Source organism: Mycobacterium sp. IDUB_9 (genome assembly GCF_055419505.1).
This window is the reverse complement of record NZ_JBVAXU010000002.1, coordinates 49,762-74,230: the sequence shown is the minus strand read 5'-3', so window position 1 is coordinate 74,230 and position 24,469 is coordinate 49,762. Positions and strand designations below refer to the sequence as shown.

Annotated in this window: 22 protein-coding genes; 5 read left to right on the top strand and 17 right to left on the bottom strand. The window is 66.2% G+C overall.

All coding sequences use genetic code 11. The annotated features are described in order from the left end of the window. Nucleotides 1-15: 15 nt before the first annotated feature. The 8 genes from ACZY08_RS08900 to ACZY08_RS08865 are packed head-to-tail and all read right to left on the bottom strand — an operon-like array spanning nt 16 to nt 8,989. Entirely contained in the window at nt 16-1,266 is a 1,251-nt protein-coding gene (locus ACZY08_RS08900; RefSeq protein ID WP_463745175.1) for an MlaD family protein, read from the bottom strand. After that, nucleotides 1,263-2,534: an MCE family protein gene (locus ACZY08_RS08895; RefSeq protein WP_463745176.1), complete on the bottom strand. Its 1,272-nt coding sequence runs from the start codon at nt 2,532-2,534 to the stop codon at nt 1,263-1,265. The genes ACZY08_RS08900 and ACZY08_RS08895 overlap by 4 nt, the downstream gene beginning before the upstream one ends. Beyond that, the gene (locus tag ACZY08_RS08890) at nt 2,531-3,649 is read right to left on the bottom strand and encodes an MlaD family protein (RefSeq protein WP_463745177.1); all 1,119 of its coding nucleotides are present in this window, start codon (nt 3,647-3,649) and stop codon (nt 2,531-2,533) included. Before ACZY08_RS08890 ends, ACZY08_RS08895 begins: the two co-directional genes overlap by 4 nt. Then, the gene (locus ACZY08_RS08885) at nt 3,646-4,719 is read right to left on the bottom strand and encodes an MlaD family protein (protein WP_463745178.1); all 1,074 of its coding nucleotides are present in this window, start codon (nt 4,717-4,719) and stop codon (nt 3,646-3,648) included. Before ACZY08_RS08885 ends, ACZY08_RS08890 begins: the two co-directional genes overlap by 4 nt. Continuing rightward, complete coding sequence (locus ACZY08_RS08880; protein WP_463745179.1) at nt 4,712-5,767, bottom strand: MCE family protein; 1,056 nt, start codon at nt 5,765-5,767, stop codon at nt 4,712-4,714. The genes ACZY08_RS08885 and ACZY08_RS08880 overlap by 8 nt, the downstream gene beginning before the upstream one ends. Beyond that, nucleotides 5,764-7,260 (bottom strand): MlaD family protein, encoded by a 1,497-nt coding sequence (locus tag ACZY08_RS08875; RefSeq protein ID WP_463745180.1) that lies wholly within the window; start codon nt 7,258-7,260, stop codon nt 5,764-5,766. The genes ACZY08_RS08880 and ACZY08_RS08875 overlap by 4 nt, the downstream gene beginning before the upstream one ends. Continuing rightward, the gene (locus ACZY08_RS08870) at nt 7,261-8,118 is read right to left on the bottom strand and encodes an MlaE family ABC transporter permease (RefSeq protein WP_463745181.1); all 858 of its coding nucleotides are present in this window, start codon (nt 8,116-8,118) and stop codon (nt 7,261-7,263) included. A gap of 1 nt (nt 8,119) precedes the next feature. Beyond that, complete coding sequence (locus ACZY08_RS08865; protein WP_463745182.1) at nt 8,120-8,989, bottom strand: MlaE family ABC transporter permease; 870 nt, start codon at nt 8,987-8,989, stop codon at nt 8,120-8,122. Between the two features lie 591 nt (nt 8,990-9,580). Between ACZY08_RS08865 and ACZY08_RS08860 the strand changes: the two genes are divergently transcribed. Continuing rightward, nucleotides 9,581-10,606 carry an NAD(P)H-dependent glycerol-3-phosphate dehydrogenase gene (locus tag ACZY08_RS08860; protein ID WP_463745183.1) on the top strand — a complete coding sequence of 342 codons (1,026 nt, stop codon included), beginning with the start codon at nt 9,581-9,583 and terminating at the stop codon, nt 10,604-10,606. Between the two features lie 100 nt (nt 10,607-10,706). Here ACZY08_RS08860 and ACZY08_RS08855 read toward each other — a convergent pair whose 3' ends face one another. Beyond that, entirely contained in the window at nt 10,707-11,312 is a 606-nt protein-coding gene (locus ACZY08_RS08855) for a helix-turn-helix domain-containing protein (RefSeq protein ID WP_463745184.1), read from the bottom strand. Nucleotides 11,313-11,427: 115 nt separating this feature from the next. Here ACZY08_RS08855 and ACZY08_RS08850 point away from each other — a divergent pair, with 115 nt between their 5' ends. Then, nucleotides 11,428-12,573 (top strand): zinc-binding dehydrogenase, encoded by a 1,146-nt coding sequence (locus ACZY08_RS08850; RefSeq protein WP_463745185.1) that lies wholly within the window; start codon nt 11,428-11,430, stop codon nt 12,571-12,573. An 18-nt stretch (nt 12,574-12,591) separates the two neighbouring features. Beyond that, the gene (locus tag ACZY08_RS08845) at nt 12,592-14,031 is read left to right on the top strand and encodes an APC family permease (RefSeq protein WP_463745186.1); all 1,440 of its coding nucleotides are present in this window, start codon (nt 12,592-12,594) and stop codon (nt 14,029-14,031) included. A 16-nt stretch (nt 14,032-14,047) separates the two neighbouring features. On the opposite strand, the gene ACZY08_RS08840 is transcribed toward ACZY08_RS08845, so the two are convergent. The 4 genes from ACZY08_RS08840 to ACZY08_RS08825 form a co-directional block, all read right to left on the bottom strand. Beyond that, a complete protein-coding gene (locus ACZY08_RS08840; RefSeq protein WP_463745187.1) occupies nt 14,048-14,569 on the bottom strand; it encodes a hypothetical protein in 522 nt (173 codons plus the stop codon). 51 nt (nt 14,570-14,620) lie between these two features. Continuing rightward, entirely contained in the window at nt 14,621-14,941 is a 321-nt protein-coding gene (locus tag ACZY08_RS08835; RefSeq protein ID WP_463745188.1) for a hypothetical protein, read from the bottom strand. A 128-nt stretch (nt 14,942-15,069) separates the two neighbouring features. Beyond that, the gene (locus ACZY08_RS08830) at nt 15,070-16,578 is read right to left on the bottom strand and encodes a sensor histidine kinase (protein ID WP_463745189.1); all 1,509 of its coding nucleotides are present in this window, start codon (nt 16,576-16,578) and stop codon (nt 15,070-15,072) included. 7 nt (nt 16,579-16,585) lie between these two features. Continuing rightward, on the bottom strand, nt 16,586-17,359 hold the full coding sequence (locus tag ACZY08_RS08825) for a response regulator transcription factor (protein WP_463745190.1): 774 nt from the start codon (nt 17,357-17,359) through the stop codon (nt 16,586-16,588). Between the two features lie 476 nt (nt 17,360-17,835). Here ACZY08_RS08825 and ACZY08_RS08820 point away from each other — a divergent pair, with 476 nt between their 5' ends. Then, the gene (locus tag ACZY08_RS08820) at nt 17,836-20,001 is read left to right on the top strand and encodes a SulP family inorganic anion transporter (protein WP_463745191.1); all 2,166 of its coding nucleotides are present in this window, start codon (nt 17,836-17,838) and stop codon (nt 19,999-20,001) included. Between the two features lie 344 nt (nt 20,002-20,345). On the opposite strand, the gene htpX is transcribed toward ACZY08_RS08820, so the two are convergent. Further along, nucleotides 20,346-21,221, bottom strand: coding sequence for a zinc metalloprotease HtpX (gene htpX, locus ACZY08_RS08815; RefSeq protein ID WP_463745192.1), 876 nt, complete (start codon nt 21,219-21,221; stop codon nt 20,346-20,348). 77 nt (nt 21,222-21,298) lie between these two features. Next, entirely contained in the window at nt 21,299-22,306 is a 1,008-nt protein-coding gene (grcC1, locus tag ACZY08_RS08810; protein WP_463745193.1) for a nonaprenyl/(2E,6E)-farnesyl/geranylgeranyl diphosphat synthase, read from the bottom strand. A gap of 21 nt (nt 22,307-22,327) precedes the next feature. Here grcC1 and menJ point away from each other — a divergent pair, with 21 nt between their 5' ends. Beyond that, nucleotides 22,328-23,548, top strand: a complete 1,221-nt coding sequence (gene menJ, locus ACZY08_RS08805) for a menaquinone reductase (protein WP_463745194.1) — start codon at nt 22,328-22,330, stop codon at nt 23,546-23,548. 6 nt (nt 23,549-23,554) lie between these two features. On the opposite strand, the gene ACZY08_RS08800 is transcribed toward menJ, so the two are convergent. Then, nucleotides 23,555-24,037: a TspO/MBR family protein gene (locus ACZY08_RS08800; protein WP_463745195.1), complete on the bottom strand. Its 483-nt coding sequence runs from the start codon at nt 24,035-24,037 to the stop codon at nt 23,555-23,557. Nucleotides 24,038-24,186: 149 nt separating this feature from the next. Further along, the gene (ppnP, locus tag ACZY08_RS08795) at nt 24,187-24,468 is read right to left on the bottom strand and encodes a pyrimidine/purine nucleoside phosphorylase (RefSeq protein ID WP_463745196.1); all 282 of its coding nucleotides are present in this window, start codon (nt 24,466-24,468) and stop codon (nt 24,187-24,189) included. Nucleotide 24,469: the final 1 nt, after the last annotated feature.

Below are 24,469 nucleotides of genomic sequence, written 5' to 3'. Positions count from 1 at the left end.
GTGAGGTTGGGTGGTTCAGCGGGGCGGTTCGATCGGGAGAGTCGGACCACCGTAGGGCGTCGGAATGGTGTAGCGACCCCGGGGTGTCGGATCGGTGGTGCGTCCGAGGTCGGCCCCGGGTGGCGGGCCTGCCGTGTCATCGCCGGCCGGACGTGGCGCATTCTTGGCGCCACGGACCAGGACGCCGGGATGATCGTCGCGGCAGTAGGTGTACATGTAGGGCTCGGGATAGTCCGCCGACGCCGGTGGCCGGCGAGGTGTTCCGTAGTCACAGCTGTAGCGCGGGTAGATGTCAGCGGTCGCCCACAGCCCGTTGTCATGCATGACGCTGCCCAGTGCGTCGAGTACCGAGGTGCGGTAGTTCGGGAACAGTGCGTTCAACGCCGGCACCCGCAGATACAGCAATTGCGAAGTGCTGGCGAGGCTTCCGAGCAGCTGCACCATGGTGTCGGAGTTGTCGGTGAACAGGTTGTCGACCGAGTTCAACGCTCCCGGGGTCTGATCCGTGAGCCGGCGGAAGCCGTCACGCATCTTGTTGATTCCGACAAACGTCGAGTCGAGATTGTCCGACGCCACTGCGATGCCGGCATTCTTCTCGGACATCAGGTTGAACACCACGCGGCTGTTACGCAGCACGCTCACCGTCTCGGGCAGCACCGAATCCAGTGTCGACAGCAGGAATGTGCCGCCGTCGATGACGTCGGCCAGCTTGCCCGGACCAGCCTGGGACATGCTCAGTTCCTTGCGGATCACCTTGAGTTTCTCGGGGTCGACCTGGGCCAGCGCACCGTCGGCGTCGGCGAGCAGCTGGGCCAGGCTGACCGGCACCGTGGCCTTGCCCAAACCGATCACACTGCCGTCGGTGAGAAACGGTCCGTCTGCCGTATTCGCCGCGAAGTCGATGTACTGCTCGCCGGCCGGGGACAGCCCGGACACCCGCACATCGCTGGACTTCGGGATGGATACCGCCGAGTTCACGTTGACGACGGCACTGACCCCGCTGGGCGTGATGTTGAGCCGTTCCACCCGCCCGACGCGCACACCGCGCAGCGTCACATCCTGATTGGGTAGCAGGCCCGCCGATTCCGGCAACTCGATGGTGATGCGGTAACTGGAGTCGAAGGGTGTGACCCGCAGCGCCCCGATCATCAGGTAGGCACCGGCGACTACCAGGGTCATCACGAGCGCTCCAGCCGAAAGCCAGGCGCGGCGCCGGTACACGGCCCGCACCACTCCGACGAGAAGATCCGCGAGTGCGTTGATCATCGCGGCACCTCCGCAGGCGGCACCCCGGCCGGGGTCTCGGCCGGAGGGGCCTCAGGAGGCGGTGCCACCGCGGGCGCCTCCGGAGGGGCTTCGGGAGCCGGCACAATCACGCCGGGCTCTGTCGGGCTGGGAATCACCGGCATCTGCGGCACCGACGGACCGCGCCCGACGACGCGCTCCTGCAGCCGCAATAACGTGTACTGCAAGGAGCCGACCAGCTGATGCCAGTTGTAGCGCTTGGGGCCGTGCAACCCCGAATCACCGGCGAACCCGATATCGGGAATCGAACCCAGGATGAGGCGGTCGATACTGGCGCGCACCGAAAGGCCACTGCCGGAAGTCGCTTTCACCAATGGCGGCATCATCCGGTTCAGCGCATACAGCGAGGCGTCCGGGGACAGCGCCACGTCGTTCCAGGCACCGGCCACCTTGTTGGCATCGGCGATCACGCTGCGTCCGCTGGTGTCGGTGCCCGCGACCGACGGGAACTTGCGTAATTGTGCCGACGTGTCGCCGATCTGGGTGATCAGGTCGGCGATCTGAGTGGTGTGTTCGGCCAGGGTGTCGGTGGCCGGCCCGGCAGCATCCATCAACTCACTGACGGTCTGGTTCTTGTCCTCGATCTGCTTCAGCAGCCGGGACGTCTCGGTCATCGCGGTCGAGAGCTGGTCGGACCGTCCGTTGAGGGTGCCCAACGTGTGGTTCGTCTTGGCGATCAGATTGCCGAACGCCTGCCCCTGATCGCCGGTGGCCTTACCCATGCCGTTGATGATGTTGGTGAAGTTACGCACCGCGCCGCCGTTGACCAGGATCGCCGCCGATCCCAGGAGTGATTCCACCGTCGCGGCCGCCCGCGTGGAATCCAGGTCGATAACGTCGCCGTCTTTGAGCAGCGGGGCGTTCGGGTCGACCGGGCTCGGGGGCCGTACCGACACGAAGACATCGCCCAACGGTGTCGCCGAACGCAATTCGGCCGTGGTGCCGTGAGGCAGCCGAACGCCGTCCATGATGCGCAGGGTGGTGACCGCGGTGTAATTGCTGGCCACCATCGACTCGAGCTCACCCACATCGGCACCGGCCAACTTGACCTTGGCGTTGGCCGGCAGGTTCAAGGCGTTGGCGAAGATCGCGGTCAACTTGTAGCCGCCCGAACCGACTCCGGGCGCCGGCAGCGGCAAGCTGGCCAGGCCTTCGGAGGCACATCCCGAAATGGTCAGACATGTCGTCATCACCACGGGCAGAACGTATTTACGCACCGGTTTGATCATTTCTGCCCCATCGCCGCCATGCCGTCGAGCATGTAGGACAGCCCGAAGTCCGGGCCGAAATCCTGCACCGTGCCGGTGCTGCAGCCGAGCTGACGCAGGCCCATCATGTTGCAAACTTCCTTGACGGTCTGCGAATCGAACAGCACCTTGTCCACCAGTACGTGCGCTCGCGCCGAGCCATTCTTCTGGTCGACGATGTTGTAGATGTTGTCCAGCGTCAGCGGGGTCAGGTCCAGGAACTCGGCGAGATCCCGCCGCTGATCCACCGCCGTGGTCAGCGCGGTATTGCCGTTGAGGACAATCTGTTTCACCTCGTCACGGTGGGCCTGCAGCACCTCGCCCACCTGGGTGATCACCTGATTGATCTTCCTGCCGGTGGTGCCGCTGCCGAAGTTCTCGTCGGCCAGGATCTGGCTGAGCTGACGTACCGTCGATCCGAATTCCCGCAGCGTGGCGTCGTTACGGGAGGCGGCCTCGAACAATGAACTGAGGTTGCGCACGATCGTGGTGAGCTGATCCCGGGTCACCGCTCCCCGATCGGCACTGAGCCGCAACGCGTCTGACAGCTCACCGAGGGCGTCCTTCATCTGCTGACCGTTGCCATCGGCGACTGCGGCAGCAGCGTTGACGACATCGCCGACCGGGCCGCCGCCCTTGCCGTCGCCCTTCAACGAGGACGACAACTTGTCCAAAACGTCGAGCACGCGGGCGAACTCGACCGGGGTCTTGGTGCGGTTCAATCCGATGGTGTCGTGATTCTGCAGGGTCGGACCGCCGTGGTAGGCCGGGGTCAGCTCGATCTGACGGTCGGTGAGGATCGAATTGGAGATGGTGACCGCCTGCGCGTCGGCCGGCACCGAGACGTCCTTGTCCACCGTGAACTCGACCTCGACGTAATTTCCCTTGGGCGTGATCTTGGTGACGCGGCCCACCTGCATACCCAGCACCGCCACGGTGTTTCCCTCGTAAAGACCGGCAGCGCTGTCGAATTGGGCCGTCACGGTAATGCCGTTGGTCCTCCCCTTCAGGAACCACCAGCCGACTCCGGCCACCGCGGCGAGCGCCAGCGCGCCGACGACACACAGCGCGAGGATCTTGCTCCTGAACAACCTCATTTACAGTCCTTGTAGTACTGGATCATGCTGAACTGCTTGGCGCGACCACTGATCGCGCACATCCAGGAGTCGATCAGCAGCCCGTTGCCCACGTGCATTTCTCCCGCGTTGCCGTTGCCGGTCGCGTTGGCGAGCCCGCGCAGGGCTACCGGACCCGACTGCAGGACGCTGCGCAGCAGATCGTCGTGCTTGCCCAACATGTCCGACAGTTCACGCAGATTCGTGAGCAGTTGCTCGAGCTGCGGCCGGTCGTCGATCGCGATATCGCTCAGCGTCTGGACCAGGTTGGTCAGCGACGCCATCATGGCTTGGAAGGACGCCCTGCGCATGACGAACTCACCGACGAGGTCGTTGCCCTGGTTGACCAGGTTGCCGATCGTGGACTGCTGGCGACGCAGCGTGTTGCCAACCACATCGGTGGTCTCCAGCAGAGATCCCAGTTGGTCACGCCGATCGGCGATGATGGTCGCGAGGGTATGCGTGTTCTGCAGTGCCCGCGGCACCACCGCCGGCAGACCCGACATCTGCTTACCGAGGATGCTCAGCGTCTCGGCGAACTTGTCGGAATCGACCTGCTCGAAGGTGGTGGTGACGTCCCCCAGCGCCTCCTGCAGGTCGTAGGGCACCTCGGTGTGGGTGAGGTCAAAGGTGTTGCCGGGCAGGGAACCCGAGCCGGCAGGCTGCAGAGCCAGATACCGCGACCCCAAGATGGTGGTGATCTTGATGACCGCCCGGGAGTCCTTCCCGAGCGGAACGTCGTCGCGCACCTTGAGTTTGGCCTCGACATGGTCGCCGGCCAGCTTCATGCTCTTCACCTCACCCACCGGCATGCCGGCAACGGTGATGGGGTTGCCCGCCTTGAGCGCAGCGGCCTGCTGGAACCGCGCGGTGTACTGCCGGTAGCCGACATCGGCGACCTTCACGATCAGCATCGCCCCGATCAGCACGGTCACCACAGCGATCGCGGCGATCCCGAGCCACGTCCGGTTGTAGCTCTCCAGCGGGCGACGCCGTTTCTTCGGCGGCTTGGGTGCCGCCGCTGTGTTCGCCTTCGTCAGTTGCTCAACCATTGGCCATGTTCCTGCATTTGGGGGTGTATGCCGCCTTGTTCCCAGGAGTCGCCGCGTCGACGATGATCGGTGTGACGTCGTTGAGGCCTGGGAAGAATCCGGTTGCGTTCAGGTCGCACGCATAGGTGGTGGCGTAGGCGCCCTCGTTGGTCATCCGGGCGAATCCCTTGAGCAGCAAGGGCAGATTGGCACCGGCGAACGCGAGTTGCGGTTCGATGCCCACCATGTGCGCGGCGAACCCGGGCTGGCGGGTCACGAGCTCGTTCAGCGGCGGGTACACCTCATCGCTGATGGTCGACAACTGCTGCACCACCTTGGAGATCGAACCCAGCGAGTCCACCATCTCGGGCCGGCGGGCATCGAACGTGGCGACCATGCCCTTGGTCTGGGTGATCACCTCGTCGAGACTGTCATTGTGCTGGGCGAGGTTCTTGGCCACCGCATTGAGATTGTTGATCACCTCTCCGAGTTCCTGATCCCGGCCGGCGAAGGAATCGGTCAGTTGCGCGGTCTGGTCGACAAGCCCGACGATCGAGGCGTTGTCGCCCTGCAGCGAGGCAATCACCCCTTTGGTCAGATTGTCTGCGTCGCGCGGGTTGAGCACGCTGAAGAGGGGCTCGTAGCCGTTGAGCAATGTCCCGACATCGAACGACGGATCGGTCTGCTCGACGGGGATCACGCTGCCGGCCGGAAGCGGGCCCGAGTCGCCGATATTGCCCAGCGACAGACCGAGATAACGCTGACCGACGATGTTCTGGTAGGTGACCGAGGCGGAGGTCCGGCCGAACATCGGCTGGTTGTCCTGCACCACGAACGACACCTTGGCCAGTGCGCCCTGCAGTTCGATCTTCTCGACCCGCCCGACCCGTACCCCGGCCATCCGGACGTCGTCGCCCTCACGCAGGCCGAACACATCGGAGAACAACGCCGCATACGGCACGGTCTTGCCGGCCACATCACGACGCAGCGTGACATAGACCAGCCAGGTCAGCCCCAGCGCGACCACCATGAACAGTGACAGGCCGATCATTGCACCGCGGTACTTCATCGGCCTCCCTCTCCTGAAACTGGTTGCGGCGCCTCAGCCGGTAGTAGCGGAGCGTCCGCTGCCGGTGCGCCGAGTGCCGGCGCCGACCCGGGCACCGATGCAGCCGGCGGTGAACCGGGCGGCCGCGGCGCCACGGGCGCGACCGGCGACAGCGGCACCGGCGGGGGCGGTGTCGGCATCAGGGCGGGATTTGCCGTCCCCGGCACCGGCCCGGCCGCAGGCATCCACGGCGGCAGCGGCGGATTCGGGTCGGACAGGTCGGGGTTCGGGTTCACCAACGGCGGGCCGACCGCGACGAGGTTCCCGTTGGGACCCAGGACCGTCCCGGCGGGCGGCATGAGATCGGCAGGCGGTTGAAAGTTCTCCGGCAGCAACACATCCGGCAGTGACGCCCTGGTCGGCACCAGCGGGGCGGTGAAACAGCTGGGCCCCTTGAGCCCGGAGTACTGCGGGCAGTCGGCGCGGGTGTAGGCGTAGCTCGGCGTCAACGACAGGTTCACCCGCATGTTGCCGATGTCGTTTTCAGGCATCCAGACGTGCTCGAAGAACTTGCCCGACAGCTGATTGAGCTTCACGAAAGCCGGAACCCAGTTGTTGGACGTGTCGGCCAGCACCCCCAGGACCGGCGTCAGATTCGACGTGGTCTTGACCAGTTCGTCGGTGTGATTGTCCAACGCGGTGTGGGTGGTACCGACCGTGTTGATTCCGCCGTTGATCATCGTGTTCAGCTGTGAGCGTTGCTCGACCAAGGTCTGCATCGGCTGCACGGCTTTGTGCAGGGCGTCGAGCAGGTCGGGCGCGGTCTGCTGCAACCCCTGGGTGGCGTCGATCAATGCGGAGACGGTCGTCGGGCCGGGTTCGGAGGCCACCACCGAATCCAGCTGATCGACCAGCCGGTTCAATTGCGCTCCGCTGGTGAGCAATTCGTGACGGCGATTCTCGGTCGCAGCGTTCACGGCGGCCAGGATGCCCACCGTCTTGTCCTCACGCCCGCGCCCCGTCGCCGCCAGTACGTCACGCAGCTTGCTGATCGTGGTCTGGAACAGCACCGTGGGAAGTTCGGTGTCCTCGGGGATCCGGGCGCCGGCGGCGATCGGCGAGCTTGCCGGCCCGCCGGCGTCTACCAGTTGCACCGACGACACCGCGAAGACGTTGCTGGGCACGACACGCGCGGTCACCGTGTTCGGGATGGAGCCGGCGTATTCGGGTTTGAGATCGATATGGACGAAGTTCGGATCACCGTTGGCGGCCGGGGTGACATCGTCGACCATCCCGACGAGGACCCCGTGATACTTCACATCCGAGCGCTGCGGCAGACCGTCGCCGACGTTGACCAACGCGGCCACCACCGGCACCCGATCGTCCAGCTTTCCGGTGGCCTTCACCAGAAGAAACGTCGAAATCAGTGCTGCGACAACGAGAACCGCGGCACCACAGCCGAGCAGCTGTTGGTCGGACGGCCCACGCCCGTCGGTTTCCAGCGAGTTTCCCATCTAGCCGCCGAACCTCGCTCCCGAATCGACCGTCCACAGCGCCATGGTGAGCAACATGTTGACGATGATCACCACGGTGATGCTGGCCCGCATGGCATGGCCGGCGGCCACGCCGACGCCCACCGGCCCGCCCGAGGCGTAGAACCCGTAGTAGCACTGCACGGTCGAGGCGATCCACACGAAGATGACCGCCTTGAGCACCGAGTAGAGGATGTCCTGGCCGGACAGCATGAGGCTGAAGTAATGCAGATAGGACCCGCTGGAGCCACCGCTGATCAGGTACACGACCACCTGGGTGGTCAGGTAACTGACCGCCAGGCAGAGGGCGTAGAGCGGGATCACCGCGACCACCGCGGCCATCAGCCGGGTGGTGACCAGGTACGGGATCGGCCGGATCGCAATGGAATCGAGCGCGTCGATTTCCTCGGCGATCCGCATCGACCCCAACTGTGCGGTGAACCGGCAGCCGGCCTGGGTCGCGAAGGCCAGCGAGGCGGCGATCGGCGCCAACTCGCGGGTATTCACCAGCGAGGAGATGATGCCGGTGGCCGGGCCGAGCCCGAGCAGATCGAGGAAGTTGTATCCCTCGATGCCGACGAGTGCACCCACCGTGATGCCCAGTACCACCGCCACGCCGACGGTTCCGCCGCCGACCACGAGTGAGCCGTTGCCCCAGGCGATATCGGAGAGTAGCCGGACGAATTCTCCGCGGTAATGACGCAACGCGATGGGCACTGCCGTCAGAGCCCGGACGAAGAACACCATCATGTGGCCCAAACGCATCAGCGGCGCCGACGCCCGTTTGTACAGCCGCACAAACGGGCTGAGCAACGGTGGGACGAAAGTCGAGGCAGTCATGTCACAGCCCGACCCGGGGGAACAACATGATGTAGAGCTGGCTGATCGCCACGTTGACCACCATCAGCAACAGAATCGATTCCACCACCGCCGCGTTCACGGAGTTCGCGACGCCGGTCGGGCCGCCCTTGGTGGACAGCCCCTTCTGACACGACACCACGGCCACGATGGCGCCGAAGATCACCGCCTTCAGCAGAGCCACGACCATGTCGCCGGTGGTGGCGAACGAGGCGAAGGTAGCCACGAAACTGCCGGGGGCGCCGTTCTGGAAGTAGACGTTGAACAGGAAGCTGGCCAGGAAGCCGACGAAGCACACCACCCCGGTGAGCGCGACGCCGATCATGATCGCCGCGACGAAGCGCGGCACGACCAGGCGCTGAATCACCGAGACGCCCATGACCTCCATGGCATCGGTTTCCTCACGCATGGTCCGCGAACCCAGGTCGGCGGTGATCGCCGACCCCACCGCGGCGGCCATGAGAACGGCCGCGACCAGCGATGCGGCCTGCCGAATCACGGCCAGTCCACTGGCCGCGCCGGCCAGTGACGTCGCACCGACCTGCCCGGCCAGCAGGGCGAACTGAATCGAGAGGGTGACGCCGATCGGCAGGGCCACCAGCACAGTGGGGAGCACCGCGGTTCCCGCCATGAAGGCACCCTGGCGAACGAACTCCTGCCATTGAAAGCGGCCCGTCACAAGGTCGAGGAACAGGATCTGGACGGTGCGCACGCCGAGCACGAACTGGTCCCCGACCGTGGCGAGCGACGCCATCGGATGACGCCGGGCATAACCGGTGGCCCAGTTCTCGATGGCGTCGATTCCCCGTTGCGGCTCGACCCCATCAGCCACGCTCTCAGGCGGCGCCGTCATCCTCTCTCATTAAGCAGAAGAATGAACACAGATCAATACCTCCCCAGACCGAGAGATGGCCACCGCCGGCCGGATAACTCACAGTGGTTGGCACCGTAGCGTCGGCGCTCATCCCCCGTCAATGTTTTGCCGAATTATCATTCACTTATGGAGGTTGGCTCATCAATTTCCGGCAAATCCGTCGTCGCCGTCGGCGCACCGCCGGTTCCGCTCCGGCGCACGGGTGAGGGACGTGTCACTTCTCGTATCACGTGTAAATGCAGTGCATTCAGGCCGCAGCCAACGCCATGCGTATTGACGCCGACGTAAGGCGCGGAGTCGGATCGATCCGGGATTCGGGCCCTGCGGCCGAACTCACCACGGAATCCGCACCCCGCATGCGCGTTAACTTTGCGGATCGTGCCAGAACCGCGGAAGAAGTTGCCAGATTTGCCCGATCATGTTTCGCCCGGTACCTGGCGCGCCGCTGCGCCGAAGTCTACTGACTACAGACGATGTCAGTCGGGTTTCGGGACAAATCGGGCCCGCGACGATCGACCCAGTTCGACAACTTTCGCTCAGCAACCGCGCCTCGGCAATACTCTGATCGCCATGGCACCAGCGCAACGCGAACCCAACGTCGTCGTCCTCGGCGGAGGATCCTGGGGCACCACCGTCGCCTCCATCTGCGCCCGGCGCGGGTCGACGCTGCAATGGGTGCGCTCGGAGGAGACCGCCAAGGACATCAACGACAACCACCGCAACTCGCGCTACCTGGGCGACGAGGTCGCGCTACCCGAAAGTCTCAAGGCCACCAATGATTTCAACGAGGCAGCCAACTGCGCCGACGTGATCGTGATGGGCGTGCCGTCGCACGGCTTCCGCGGGGTACTCACCGAACTGGCCCGTGAACTGCGCCCGTGGGTTCCGGTGGTCTCCCTGGTCAAGGGCCTGGAACAGGGCACCAACAAGCGGATGAGCGAGATCGTCGACGAGGTCCTGCCCGGGCACCCGGCGGGCATCCTGGCCGGGCCGAACATCGCCCGCGAGGTCGCCGAAGGCTATGCCGCCGCGGCTGTGCTGGCCATGCCCGACCAGCATCTGGCTGCCAACCTGTCACAGCTGTTCCGCACCAAACGTTTTCGTACCTACACCACCGACGACGTGGTCGGCGTGGAGATGGCCGGGGCACTCAAGAACGTGTACGCCATCGCCGTCGGCATGGGCTACTCACTGGGCATCGGCGAGAACACCCGCGCCATGGTGATGGCCCGCGCGGTGCGGGAGATGTCCAAACTCGGCGAAGCCATCGGCGGGCACCGCGACACCTTCGCGGGCCTGGCCGGCATGGGCGACCTCATCGTCACCTGCACGAGCCAGCGCAGCCGTAACCGCCATGTCGGCGAGCAGCTCGGCGCGGGCAAGACGATCGACGAGATCATCGCATCGATGAATCAGGTGGCCGAAGGGGTGAAGGCCGCCAGCGTGATCATGGAGTTCGCCGACAAGTACGGGCTCAGCATGCCTATCGCGCGCGAGGTCGACGCGGTGATCAACCACGGCGCGAAGGTTCAGGACGCCTACAACGGTCTGATGATCGAAAAACCCGGCCACGAGGTGCACGGCTCGGGGTTCTGACGGTTGCCGTTCTGATCGCGCTGTGCGCCGAGAGTGACGCCAGGGTCGCTAAGCCGCGGTGACAGCGACCCTGGCGTCACTTTCGCGGAACCGTGCCCCGTCACTCACCGCGCACCGCGGCGCGGAAGTCCTCGGCCCCGACCGGCGGGGCGATGGTCCAGAGCACCTCGGCCTCCCCGTCGGTCGGGTTGTGCCAGTCATGCAGCTGGGTCGCGCCGAAGGTCATGCTGTCACCGGTGTCCAGCAATGTGGTGTGTCCCTCCACGGTGATGCTGAGCTCACCCTTGAGCACGTAGACGAAAACTGTTGCGGCTTCAAGCCGGTAGGCCCCGCCGGAACCACCGCCCGGCCGCATCACGGTGTGCATCACCTGCACATGGTGTTCGGACCTCGGGGTCAGCAGCTCCTCCCGGACGCCGAGTCCGCCCATCTCCAGCGGCGCCCCGGCCCCACTGCGCACCACCGGCGCCGAGGGGTACTCGAACAGGTCGCCGATGCCGATTCCCAGGGCCTCGCAGATTCGCATCAACACCGGGACCGACACATTGGTCATCCCCCGCTCGGCCAGGCTCAGGAAACCCTTGGTCACCTCGGCCCGGGCGGCCACTTCGGTCAGGCTGAGACCGCGCTGACCGCGAACCTCACGCAGCCGTGCCCCGGCCCGCCCCATGCCGGTTTCCGTACCGGCCTGCCGACCGTCCGCCACTGAAGCTCCCCCTTTTGTTGACGCCCACTCGTTTAGTGGTGTAAAACACGTTCATTGTTTTATGGCATTGAACCCTACATGTGGCGGTGCCCCCCGAAGCGCAGAAAGGTACGCGGTGTCTGCACCTGCAACCGAACCCAACGGCGAATCGACGCGGATTCAGGCCGCAGTCCTCGACGGCAACGGAACCATCAGCATCGAAGACGTCGACCTCGCCACCCCGGGGCCCGGCGAGGTGCAGGTGAAGATCGCCGCCGCCGGCGTTTGCCACTCCGACCTGCACGTCACTACCGGCGCCTGGGATGTCCCGGCGCCTGTGGTGCTGGGACACGAAGGGTCCGGCGTGGTCACGGCGGTCGGACCCGGCGTCGACGACCTCGAGCCCGGCGATCATGTGGTGCTCAGCTGGGTACCCGGTTGCGGCGAATGCCGCGCTTGCCAGGCCGGCCGACCGGCCCAGTGCGCGCTGGTGGCGTCGGTAGTGGCCACCGGAGGCACCCTGTACGACGGAACCACCCGGCTGTCCAACGAACGCGGCCAGATCCACCACTACCTCGGGGTGTCTTCCTACGCCGAGCAGGTGGTGGTTCCGCGCAGCGGCGCGGTCAAGGTCCGCAAGGACGCCCCGCTGCAGGACATCGCCATCGTCGGCTGCGCCATCGCCACGGGTGTCGGCGCCGTCCGCAACACCGCCGGGGTGGAGCCGGGTTCGACCGTCGCGGTGATCGGCTGCGGCGGGGTCGGCCTGGCCTGTGTGCAGGGCGCCCGGCTGGCCGGCGCAGACCGCATCGTGGCCGTCGACGTCGTCGCCGAAAAACTCGACCTGGCCCGCACCCTCGGGGCCACCGACACCGTCGACGCCTCGGCGGTCGAGGACGTCGTGGCCGCCCTGCGTGAGGTGCTGCCCGACGGATACGACTACATCTTCGACGCCATCGGCAAGATCGCCACCACCGAGCAGGCCATCGCCGCGCTGGGCCTCGGCGGGGCCGCCGTCATCGTCGGCCTGCCGCCGGCCGGCGAACGCGCCACCTTCGATCCGCTCGCGCTGGCCGAGGCCGACCAACGGATCCTTGGCTCCAATTACGGCTCGGCGGTGCCCGAGCGGGACATCCCCCAGCTGGTCGACGAGGTCATGGCAGGCAACCTCGACCTGGCTTCGATGATCTCCGCTCGGCGGCCATTGGCAGAAGCCGCGGCCGCCCTCGACGATCTGGCCGCCGGCCACGCACTGCGCCAACTACTCGTCCCGAACGCCTGAGAAGAATCGAGATCCCAAGTGACCGAAGATCTTCAGACCCGGGCCGAGACCTCGAGCGGAGATGCCGGCCTGCGCCGCGGGGTGATGGGCGGCGGCGAACTCGCCGCGCAGGCAATTGCCAACATCGCGCCCAGCGCCGTCATCGCGTTCACCGCTGCCGCCATCTACACCACCGCCAGTAACGGCACCTGGGTCTCGTTCGCGCTGGCCACCGTCGTCATCCTCTCGGTGGGTTACTGCATCTCGCAGTTCGCCAAGCGCCGTTCGAGTGCGGGCTCGCTGTACAGCTATGCCGCGACCGCACTCGGACCTTTCGGCGCCTACGTGACCGGCGTCAGCCTCATCATCGGATGCTTCGGGATTGCCGCGGGCTCACTGAGCGGCTCGGTGGCCTACACCGCCACCCTGCTCAACCAACTCGGTATTCCGGTCCACGGGGTGGCCGCACAGATCGTGCTGGCCGCCGTTCTCGGCGCGCTGGCCACCTTGTTCACCATCCGTGGTATCCGGCTATCGGCACGGGTTTCTCTTGTGCTGGAACTGGTTTCGGTGTCCATCATCATCCTGTTGCTGGTCTTCACCCTGGTGCACCTCGGGGCCGACGCATTCGACGCCGACCAGTTCGACCTGAGTGGCGCCAAGCCGTCGGGAATCGCGGTGGGCATGGTGCTGGCGATCCTGGGCTTCGTCGGCTTCTCCAGCGCAGATGCCCTGGCCCGGGAGGCCAAGGACCCCTACCGCGCGGTGCCACGCGCCATCATGTGGAGCGCGGCCGGCGTCGGTGTGCTGTACGTCTTCGCCGCCTACACCCAGGTGGCCGCATTGGGATCCGGTCTCGGCGAATCCGCCCAGCCGCTCAACGATCTCGCGACCCTGGTGGGCATGCCGGGGTGGTTCAACCCGATCCTCAACTTCGGTATCGCCGCATCGTTTTTCGCCGTGGTGGTCGCGCCGATGAACGTCATCGGCCGCATCCTCTACGTGATGGGCAAAGAGGGTGTGGTTCCGTCCGCGATCGGCCGGACCCACCCGACGCACCTGACCCCGCACCGCGCGCTGATCTCGGTCAGCCCACTCGTGATCGCGGTGCCCGTCGTGCTGTATCTGCTCGGCGTCGACGCGATGGATGTCGTGACCTGGGTGGACACCTACGGGACCTACGGTTACATGGTGGCCTACGCCGCCGCGGCGATCGCTGCTGTTGTTTTCCTACGCAGCATCAAGGTTCGCGTGCCACTCGTGTGGCCCGCCGCCGCGTTGGCCATCGGATCGATGGCATATGTGTTCTACGCCAACGTTTATCCGGTGCCTGCGTATCCGCTCAACGTGATCCCGTGGCTGTTCCTGGCCACGGTTGCCGCCGCGCTGGCGTGGTACTGGATACTGCGCCGCCGGTCACCCGAAGTGATTGCGAAGATCGGCACCAGCGACATGGAGACGCTCGAAGGAATCGCCTGAGGCCCCCGAGTGCGGATCAGCCGATCTGGAACGTGGGCTTGAAGTCCGACTCCTGCTCGCCGATGACGAAGCTGCCCGCCGGACTGATCACGAAACCCGCCTGATTGCGCCCGTCGATGCAGGACGTCGTCACGCCGTCGGTGCCGCAGCTGACCGTCTGATAGCTGAGCCGCGAATTCGCCGGCAAGGGCTTGGGATTCTCGACGACGGCGAACACCGGGGCCGGTGAACTGGCGAACCCGGGCACTCCCGGCCCGCCGCTGACCAGATTGGCTCCGTTGGGCGCGGCCGGGATCGGCCCGCTGCAGCCGTAGGTACCGTTGCGCTGGATCACGCAGGTGATGCCGTCGGGAACGGTGAACGCGTACCAGGTCTTGTCCATCACCGCGTATTCGGAGGTCTTGACCGGTGCGTACGCGTTGACGTTGGGGACGGCCGGAGCCGGGGCCGGCTCCGGCTCCGCGGCCGCCACCGGCGGCATGCTCATCACTGCCGCCCCCGCGGCGCTCACCAGGCCAATCACCACTCTGCTCAGCACGCCGCCACCCTAACCCGGGGCGATAGTGTGGTCCACCGCTCCGGGGCTGGGCTACTTACCCGAGCCGCAGGCGAGGTCGACGTAGACCGTGGTGTAGCGGACCCGCTCCTCGGTGTTGCCCCGCCGCGTGTTCTTGAGCTCGGTGATCTCCCGGCCCGGGCGCACCGCCTTGACGTCGCAGTTGCTGATCGAACCGGTGCCGACCCGGGACAGGATGACGCGGTAGCCCTCGTCCTCCAACTGCTTGATGGTCTGCTGCGCCGACCCCGTGCCACTCGGTGCCGCAGCAGCCGGGCCGGCCAGCGCCAGCGCGCCCACCGCCATGCCTGTTGCGACGGCGGCGACGGAAACAGTTTTCCAGATGTTCATCATTGAATTACCTGGCCTTTCTCTTGATGAGGTAGTTCCAGCCTAGGGAGCTATTCAGCCAGGGTCCATCAACTCAGGTTGAACACATACGAATTACCGCATACGGCCCTGCGGTCAAAGAAATTTCAGGCCTAATTCATATTTTTTGCATGGGCGGCAACCGTCTCCGGAGCGATCTCACCGGCGAGCGGGATCCGCACGGTAAACACAGTGCGACCAGGCTTTGAGGCGACGGCGACGGTGCCCTGATGCGCCTCGACGATCGAGGCCACGATAGCCAGCCCCAAGCCGGTACTACCCAATTCTCGCGATCGCGATTTATCGGCCCTGACAAATCTGCCGAAAAGGTTCGGCAACAATTCGGCATCAATTCCCGGGCCGTCATCGGTAACCGTCAATTCTGCGAATTCATCGGCCTCGGTCAATGCAATTGTGACGGTCACACCGGGCGGCGTGTGTATCCGCGCGTTCGTCAACAGGTTGCTGACCATCTGGTGCAGCCGGGCCAGGTCCCCGCGTACCCACAGCGGATCGTCGGGCAGCTCGGCGACCCAGTGATGTTCGGGCGCGCCCACCGCCACGTCGTTGATCGCGTCCACCACCAGATCGCTCAGGTCGATGTCGTCGGTCTCGAGTTCCTGCCCCTCACTCAACCGCGACAACAGCAGCAGGTCGCTGACCAGACCGGTCATCCGCCGCGCCTCGGCCTCGATGCGGGCCAACGCGTATTCGGTGGTCGGCGGCAGGTTCGCGCTGTCCTGCCGGGTGAGCTCGGCATACCCCTGGATCGCCGCCAGCGGTGTGCGCAGCTCATGGCTGGCATCGGTGAGGAACTGCCGGGTGCGCCGGTCGGAGTCGGCCAGTGCGGCCAGCGCGCTGTCGACGTTGGCCAGCAGCTGGTTGAGCGTCTCTCCCACCAGGCCGACCTCGGTGTCCGGATCGGTGTCCTTGTCCCGCACCCGCGTCGTGATGCGGTGATCGCGACCGTCCAGCGGCAACTTGGCCACCTTGGCCGCGGTGGCCGCCACCCGGCTCAACGGCCGCAGCGCGTAGCGCACCACGGCGACCGTGCCCAACGCGGTGACGATCAGGGCGATGACGATCATCACCCCGACGGTCACCGTCTTGCGGGCGATCACCAAGTTCGCGCTGTCCAGCGACACCCCCGACACCAGCACGTCACCGTTGTCCGCAGGCTGACTGGCCAACCGATAGGAGCCCAGTACCGGAAGCTTCACCGTGCGGGGGTGTTCGTCGGCCCAGGCGTACTGGTCGAGTGCGCGGGTCACCGCCGCCGGCGCCGGGTGCGGCTCACCGTCGGAGAACACCGCCGACTGGACGACCTCGCCGTCGTGCAGCACCGCGATCAGATTGCCCGGCGCCTGCCCGACGAAGGCCGTGAGCGCCTCGGCGTCTGACGCGAGCTGGTGGTCGGTCTGACTCTCCCGCCACTTTTCAAGGGAATGGCTGAACGCTGCCAACGACCGCGACACCTCGGTATCGCTCATCGTCGTCACATAGGTGTGCAGGCTGTACACGGACAAGGCGCCGACCGCGAACAGCACCACCGTGACGAGCGCACTGACGCCCAAGACCAATTGCCGGCGCAGCGAGCGCGGCCCCCACCGCCGGGGCGGCATCAGCGAGTCACGACGCCGGCCGCAGCATATAGCCGACGCCACGCACGGTGTGGATCATCGGCTCGCGGTCGGTGTCTACCTTTTTGCGCAGGTAGGAGATGTACAGGTCGACGATGCTGGACTTCCCGCCGAACCCGTAGTTCCACACCCGGTCGAGGATCTCGGCCCGGCTCAGCGCCCGGCGCGGATTACGCATCAGGTAGCGCAGCAGTTCGAACTCCGTCACGGTGAGATTGATCGGCTCACCGTCCCGGGTGACCTCGCGGCTGGCTCCGTCGAGCACCATGTCGCCGACCTTGAGGATCTCGTCGGCCGGCGGCGTGGTGTGACTCGAGCGGCGCAGCAACCCGCGCAGCCGGGCCACCAGCTCCTCGAGGCTGAACGGTTTCGTCATGTAGTCGTCGGCACCCGCGGTCAGGCCGGACACCCGGTCCAGCACCGAATCCCTGGCGGTCAGGAACAGCGTGGGCGTATAGCCGTCGGCCTCACGGACCCGCTGCAGAATCTGCAGCCCGTCGATATCGGGCAGCATGATGTCGAGGACCACGACATCGGGCTCGACCTCGTCGAACTTGGCCACGGCATCATGGCCGTTGTGCGCCACGTCGACCTCCCAGCCCTCATAGTGCAGGGCCATCTTGACGAGGTTGGTCAGCGCGGGCTCGTCATCTACCAGCAGTACGCGAATCGCAGATCCGTCGGCGCGATGGATCTTCGGCAACTGTCCGAGGATGGCCTGCCGCGGTTGCTGGGCACGAGGGGAAACGGACATCGTCGTCATATTTCCATTGTGCGGAGTACACAGACGGTTGTCACGGAGTTCATATGGAGTTCTAAGGGAATACCCCTTCTATGAGTCTTCTATGACGCTCGTCACCTTTGCGACCTGTGGTGATCCACATCAAAGACCTTGCGATACATACTGTTTCCAACGAATTGGTGAACACTTGGTGCCGCCGCGATTCCGGTTACGGATGATTAGCCGTGCGCACCAGGCATATTCGCGGAGAGACACATCTCCGTAACATTTGGGTTCTCTATGCATAGCCCAATCTTCCTTGCACCAGTTCACAGCGATAAATACTCTCGCTCATAGCAATTGGGCGTTGCCAAGCTTCGACGGGTCCAGAATGTGGCCCGTGTCGCGCTGCGCTCCAACACTTTTCGAAGTTGTTCAACGACAACGGCGTCAATAACTGTGCGCGGGCCCGCGATGAGGCGAGCTCGCGCATCACCAACTCCAGACGGAGGCGTTCCATGCAGCAAACCACTGATTTCGTAGGACGGGCCCGGTCCGTACTGCGATACGACCTGCCGGCGTCGCTGGTCGTATTCCTGGTCGCCCTGCCGTTGTCGCTGGGTATCGCAGTGGCGTCGGGGGCTCCGGTGCTGGCCGGCATCATCGCCGCCATCGTCGGCGGCATCGTGGCAGGCGCCCTGGGCGGATCGCCGCTGCAGGTCAGCGGACCCGCGGCCGGGCTGACCGTGGTGGTCGCCGGCCTGATATCGCAGTTCGGCTGGGCCGTCACCTGCGCCATCACCGTGTGCGCCGGCGTGCTGCAGGTGCTGTTCGGACTGAGCCGCGTGGCGCGCGCCGCGTTGGCCATCTCTCCCGTCGTCGTGCACGCGATGCTGGCCGGCATCGGCATCACCATCGCGCTGCAGCAGATCCACGTGCTGCTCGGCGGCAGTTCCAACAGCTCGGCCTGGGCAAACGTCACCGAACTGCCAGGTCAGCTGATCAACGCTCACGGCCACGGTGTCGTCCTGGGCGCGCTGGTGATCGCGATCCTGGTGGGCTGGCGCTGGGTGCCCGCCGCCGTCAAGAAGGTGCCGGGCCCGCTGGTGGCCATCGTCGGCGTCACCGCACTGTCGTTGCTGCCGGCGTTCGGTGACGTCACCCGCATCCAGATCAACGGATCCCTGCTCGACGCGCTGGCCCTGCCCGGCCTGCCCGAAGGCAACTGGGGCGCGTTCGCCGCAGGCGTGCTGACCGTCGCGCTGATCGCCAGCGTCGAGAGCCTGCTGTCGGCGGTGTCGGTGGACCGGCTGCACACCGGCCCGCGCACCAACTTCGACCGCGAGATGATCGGCCAGGGCACCGCCAACATGCTCTCGGGTGCTGTCGGCGGACTGCCCGTCACCGGTGTGATCGTGCGCAGCTCGACCAACGTCGCCGCCGGGGCCCGCAGCCGGGCGTCGGCAATCCTGCACGGCGTCTGGATCCTGGCGTTCGCCGTGCCGTTCGCCGGCCTGGCCCAGATGATCCCGACCGCCGCCCTGGCCGGCCTGCTGATCGTCATCGGCTGCCAGCTGGTCAAGCGGGCTCACATCAAAACTGCAAGGCTCACAGGCGATCTCGCGGTGTACGTGGTGACGGTGGCCGGCGTGGTGTTCCTCAACCTGCTCGAAGGCGTGCTGATCGGACTCGCGCTCGCGATCGCGCTGACCGTGTGGCGGGTGGTCCGCACCAACATCGTCGCCGAACCCACCGGTGCCGACACCTGGCGCGTCGCCATTGAGGGCTCCTGCACGTTCCTGTCCCTGCCGACACTGACCAGCGCGCTGGCGCGGGTGCCCTCGGGTGCCTCGGTGACCGTCGAGCTGTCGGTCGACTTCATCGACCACGCGGCCCACGAAACCATCGAAGAGTGGCAGCGCCAGCACGTGGCCACCGGTGGCACGGTCGAGATCCACGACTTGGGTTCGGTCGAGATGGGCAGCGCCGTCACCGGCCCGCCGATGCGTGGCTTCACACCGTTCGACAAGCGCTCCGGCGTGGTGCCGTGGAGCTCCTGGCAGCGCGAGGAGACGTCATCGGTGCTGCACGGCCTGGCCGCCTACCACCGCCGCACCGCCCCGGTGCTGCGCCCGCACATGCAGGAGCTGGCGCATGCCCAGCGGCCCGAGACGCTGTTCCTCACCTGTGCCGATTCACGGGTCGTGCCCAACGTCATCACGAGCAGCGGTCCCGGCGATCTGTTCACGGTGCGCAACGTCGGCAACATGATCCCCGCCGGCCAGGCCGACGCCTCGATCGAAGCCGCCATCGCGTTCGCCGTGGACAAGCTCAACGTCTCCTCGATCGTGGTGTGCGGGCACTCCAGCTGCGGCGCCATGACCGCGATGCTGGGCAAGACCGACGCGGGCGACAAGCATCTGGAATCCTGGCTGGCCCATGGTGATCCGTCGGTCGCAGCGTTCGACGAAGGCCGCCACCCGGTGGCACAGTCGGCGGCCGAGGCCGGTTTCGGCATGGTCGATCAGCTGTCGATGGTCAACATCGCGGTGCAGGTGCAGACCCTGCAGTCGCACCCGCTGGCCCGGCGCGTCAACGTGATCGGCCTGTTCTACGACATCGCCAGCGCCGACGTGCTGCGGGTGACGCCCACCCACATCGAGACCCTCGCCGACGCCGCCTGAGCGTCACGGATTGCACCGCGAGCGTGCGTGTCGGCTGCCCGGCACGCACGCTCGCGGTGTTGCTCGACGCGGTGTTGCTCGACCCAACGCGGTACTCGTCCTTCGTGACCACCGGCCATCCAGATAGAGCTCCGGCCTCCGCATGAGGTGCGCTGAACGTTGCGGCGAGCGTGCAGCCTTTCACGCCGATGCCACGCGCATCTGACCGGAAAGGCTGCACGTTCGTCACAGCGTCTGAATCAGGGCTGAATCAGGCCGAGGGCCACCGGACAGCCGAAAGGCCGGCTATGACACGCAGATCACGAAGAAGTGTGCAATAACCGGCCAGTCGTCCTTGCTGGAGATCAGTAGTGACCAGGGCCGCGGCCGGCCATGTCCTCCAGGCGACGGATCCGGTCTTCCATCGGCGGGTGGGTCGAGAACAGCTTGCCGATGCGCTCGCCGGCCCGGAACGGGCTGGCGATCATCAGATGTGCCTGATCGGCCAACTGGGGCTGCGGGGGCAGCGGCGCCGCCTCGACGCCACCGGAAATCTTGCGCAGCGCCGAGGCCAATGCCAGTGGGTCACCGGTCAATTCGGCACCGGACTGGTCGGCCTGGTACTCACGCTGGCGGGACACCGCCATCCGCACCACGGTGGCCGCGATCGGGCCGAGCAGCGAAACCAGCAGCATGGCAAGCGGATTCGTGCCTTCACGATTGCCGCCGAACATCCCCGCGAACATCGCCATGTTGGCCAGGGCAGTGATCACCGACGCCATGGCGCCCGCCACACACGAGATCAGGATGTCGCGGTTGTAGACGTGGGAGAGCTCATGCCCGAGAACCGCACGCAGCTCACGCTCGTTGAGGAGCTGAAGAATGCCCGTGGTGCAGCACACCGCGGCATTCCGTGGGTTGCGACCGGTGGCGAACGCGTTCGGGTTGGCGGTGTCGGAGATGTACAGACGCGGCATCGGCTGATGTGCCGTTGTGGCCAACTCCCGCACGATCCGGTAGATCTCGGGCGCCTGCACCTCAGTGATCGGCTGGGCGTGCATCGCGCGCAACGCCATCTTGTCGCTGTTGAAGTACACGTAGACGTTCATGCCGACGGCGAACAGCACCGCCAGGTACATCACGTTGCGGCCGAACAACGAACCGACGAACACGATCAACGCCGAAAAACCGACCAGCAACAGGAATGTCTTGATGCGGTTCGCGTGCGGGTTCCACGTCATCGCAGTTTCCTCCTATCAGGCAACTACTCGGCAACCATCGCTGATTAAACGCTCAGTTACCGTCCGTGGTTCCGGAATCAGCCGTGACGGTTGACCGTGTAGTCCACCAGGGTGGCCAGCGCGTCACGCCCGGGCCCGGCCGGAAGGCTGGCCAGCTCGTCACGTGCCTGCGCCGCGTACTGGGCCACCGTCTCCTTGGCGCGCACCATGCCGGCCGACCGCCGCAGCAGGGCCAACGCCTCGGCCACGTCCTCGTCACGCTCGACGGGCGTGGCCAGCAACTCGCGCAACCGGTCGGAATCTGGCCCCGACTCCCGCAGCGCGTACAGCACCGGCAGGGTATGTACGCCTTCGCGCAGGTCAGTACCCGGAACCTTGCCCGATTCATCGGGATCGCTGTCGATGTCGATGATGTCGTCGGAGATCTGGAACGCGGTGCCCACGATCCCGCCCAGCCGGTGGAGACGCTCGACCTGCTCGGCATCAGCGCCCGAGAACGTCGCGCCGAACCGTCCCGAGGCAGCGATCAGGCAAGCGGTCTTCTCATAGACCACCTTGAGGTAATGGTCGACGGAGTCGACATGCTCGGCCGCGCCGCGGGTCTCGCGCATCTGCCCCGTCACCAGTTGGGCGAATGTGTCGGCAATCACACGCACTGCGTCGGGTCCCAGCCGGGAAACCAGCCGCGAAGCCGTGGCGAACAGGTAGTCACCGGCCAGGATTGCGATGTTGTTGCCCCACCGCGCGTTGGCGCTCGGTGCCCCGCGCCGCATCTGGGCCTCATCCATCACGTCGTCGTGATACAGCGTGGCCAGGTGCACCAGTTCGATGACCGCACCGGCGATCGCGACCTCCGGATCGTCGGGCCGGGGCCCCAGAGACGCCGCGAGCACGGTGAACAGCGGGCGGAACCGCTTGCCGCCGGCCTGGAACAGATGCTGGACGGCCTCGGCCATGAGCTCGTCGGCTTTGCCCAGCTCGTCAGACATCAGTTGTTCGATCCTGGCGACGCTGTCCCGGACGTCGGCGGCGAACGCCGCGTCCCCGAAATCAACGCCTGCCACCACAGTCGCTGGTGTCCTCATTCGTCCAACATACTGGGAGCAATGGATATCAAGGCAGACGTGGTCGTCGTGGGCGCCGGGCCGGCGGGCTCGGCGGCCGCCGCATGGGCGGCTCGGGCCGGTCGCGACGTGCTGGTGGTCGATGCGGCGCAGTTCCCCCGGGACAAGTCCTGCGGCGACGGACTGACGCCGCGCGCCGTTGCCGAACTGGAACGGCTCGGCATGGGCCCGTGGCTCGACACCCGGATCCGGCATCACGGCCTGCGGATGTCGGGATTCGGCGCCGACGTCGAGGTGCCGTGGCCCGGGCCGTCGTTTCCGTCCACCGGAAGCGCGGTCCCGCGCACCGAACTCGACGACCGGATCCGTTCGGTCGCCGCCGACGACGGTGCCAAGATGCGCTTGGGCGCCAAAGTCGTTGAAGTCAGCTATGACTCACGTGGACGTGTCGAATCCGTGGAGCTCGATGACGGCGCCACGATCGGCTGCAACCATCTGATCGTGGCCGACGGGGCCCGCTCCACCCTGGGCCGCGTGCTGGGCCGCACCTGGCACAAGGAAACCGTCTACGGCACCGCCATCCGCGGCTACATCGCCACACCCCGAGCCGATGAGCCGTGGATCACCTCGCATCTGGAGCTGCGCTCCCCCGAAGGCCAGGTGCTGCCCGGCTACGGCTGGATCTTCCCGCTGGGCAACGGCGAGGTGAACATCGGTGTCGGCGCCCTGGCGACGGCCAAACGTCCCGCCCACGCCGCCCTGCGCCCGCTGCTGTCGTATTACACCCAGCTGCGCCGCGACGAGTGGGGATTCTCCGGGGAGCCGCGGGCCGCGCTGTCGGCGCTGCTGCCGATGGGCGGTGCGGTGTCCGGGGTGGCCGGGCCCAACTGGATGCTCGTCGGCGATGCGGCAGCGTGCGTCAACCCGCTCAACGGCGAGGGCATCGACTACGGGCTGGAAACCGGCCGGTTGGCGGCCGAACTGCTCGGCTCCGGCGACTATTCACAGGCCTGGCCCGCGGTTTTGCAGGAGCATTACGCCCACGGGTTCTCGATCGCCCGACGACTGGCGCTACTGCTCACCCTGCCCCGGTTCCTGCCGGCCTCCGGCCCGGTCGCGGTCCGCTCGTCCTTCCTGATGAACATCGCCGTGCGGGTGATGGGCAACCTGGTCACCGAAGAGGACGGCGACTGGGTCGCCCGGGTGTGGCGGGGCGCCGGCCTGGCCTCACGTCGGCTGGATCAGCGCAAGCCGTTCAGCTGAGCGCGGTCAGGTGCGGTTGAGCATCCAGATACGGGTGGACAGCGCCGTCGCGAAGGCACACCACAGCGGATAGGGCGCCAGCACCGCACCCGGGGCGCCCTGGGCCTGTACCGAGCGACGGGTCAGGTCGGCACTGCTGGCGGTCAAGGCGGCGGCGGTGACGGCCGCTGCTCCGAGTTGACGCCGGGAGAAGAACACCCACGACCAGGCGGCGTTGACCGCCAGGTTGCCGGCCAGCGCCACGGTGTAGCCGCGCGCCCGGTCGTCGTGACCCTCGGCCCGCAGCCGGTCGATGGTGCGGGCCGATACCACCGCGATGCCGGCGTAGAGGACCGGCCAGACGATCGGAAAGGCTTGTCGCGGAGGCTGAAACGACGGCTTACGCAGCAACTCGTACCACGTCGACTGTGCGGGCCGGCTGGCCAGTCCGCCGACGAGTGCAGTGGTCAAAGCCGCGGTGGCCGTCTTGGCCAGGGTGATGGGGCGCATGGGCGTTACATACCCGAATTGCCCGGCATCAAAAAGTTTGGCCCTGCGCGCCGCTTTCTACGGCAGGGCTGCGCTTCCCGCCTCGGAACAACCCTGAGGTAGAAAGCGGCGCACTGGGTAGGCGGCCGAGAGGCCAGCAGAGCCTCGCGTCAGCGGTACTCACAGAGGTAGGCAGTCTCGACCTCGGCGCGGACCTGGAACTTGCTGTCGGCGGGCACGGTGAATTGTGTTCCGGCCGCAAAGGTTTCCCACTGCTCACTGCCGGGCAACTTGACGGTCAGCGCACCGGAGACCACCCGCATGATCTCGAGCGCAGAAGTGCCGAACTCGTACTCGCCGACAGCCATGACGCCCACGGTCGCAGGGCCTTCCGGCGTCGTGAAGGCGATCGATGCGACGTCGCCGCCGAAGTACTCGTTGACCTTGAACAAT

Coding starts and splice junctions, on each gene's coding strand:
- ACZY08_RS08900 (WP_463745175.1), bottom strand. CDS start 1,266: ATGATCAACGCACTCGCGGATCTTCTCGTCGGAGTGGTGCGGGCCGTG.
- ACZY08_RS08895 (WP_463745176.1), bottom strand. CDS start 2,534: ATGATCAAACCGGTGCGTAAATACGTTCTGCCCGTGGTGATGACGACA.
- ACZY08_RS08890 (WP_463745177.1), bottom strand. CDS start 3,649: ATGAGGTTGTTCAGGAGCAAGATCCTCGCGCTGTGTGTCGTCGGCGCG.
- ACZY08_RS08885 (WP_463745178.1), bottom strand. CDS start 4,719: ATGGTTGAGCAACTGACGAAGGCGAACACAGCGGCGGCACCCAAGCCG.
- ACZY08_RS08880 (WP_463745179.1), bottom strand. CDS start 5,767: ATGAAGTACCGCGGTGCAATGATCGGCCTGTCACTGTTCATGGTGGTC.
- ACZY08_RS08875 (WP_463745180.1), bottom strand. CDS start 7,260: ATGGGAAACTCGCTGGAAACCGACGGGCGTGGGCCGTCCGACCAACAG.
- ACZY08_RS08870 (WP_463745181.1), bottom strand. CDS start 8,118: ATGACTGCCTCGACTTTCGTCCCACCGTTGCTCAGCCCGTTTGTGCGG.
- ACZY08_RS08865 (WP_463745182.1), bottom strand. CDS start 8,989: ATGACGGCGCCGCCTGAGAGCGTGGCTGATGGGGTCGAGCCGCAACGG.
- ACZY08_RS08860 (WP_463745183.1), top strand. CDS start 9,581: ATGGCACCAGCGCAACGCGAACCCAACGTCGTCGTCCTCGGCGGAGGA.
- ACZY08_RS08835 (WP_463745188.1), bottom strand. CDS start 14,941: ATGATGAACATCTGGAAAACTGTTTCCGTCGCCGCCGTCGCAACAGGC.
- ACZY08_RS08830 (WP_463745189.1), bottom strand. CDS start 16,578: ATGCCGCCCCGGCGGTGGGGGCCGCGCTCGCTGCGCCGGCAATTGGTC.
- ACZY08_RS08825 (WP_463745190.1), bottom strand. CDS start 17,359: ATGACGACGATGTCCGTTTCCCCTCGTGCCCAGCAACCGCGGCAGGCC.
- ACZY08_RS08820 (WP_463745191.1), top strand. CDS start 17,836: ATGCAGCAAACCACTGATTTCGTAGGACGGGCCCGGTCCGTACTGCGA.
- htpX (WP_463745192.1), bottom strand. CDS start 21,221: ATGACGTGGAACCCGCACGCGAACCGCATCAAGACATTCCTGTTGCTG.
- grcC1 (WP_463745193.1), bottom strand. CDS start 22,306: ATGAGGACACCAGCGACTGTGGTGGCAGGCGTTGATTTCGGGGACGCG.
- menJ (WP_463745194.1), top strand. CDS start 22,328: ATGGATATCAAGGCAGACGTGGTCGTCGTGGGCGCCGGGCCGGCGGGC.
- ACZY08_RS08800 (WP_463745195.1), bottom strand. CDS start 24,037: ATGCGCCCCATCACCCTGGCCAAGACGGCCACCGCGGCTTTGACCACT.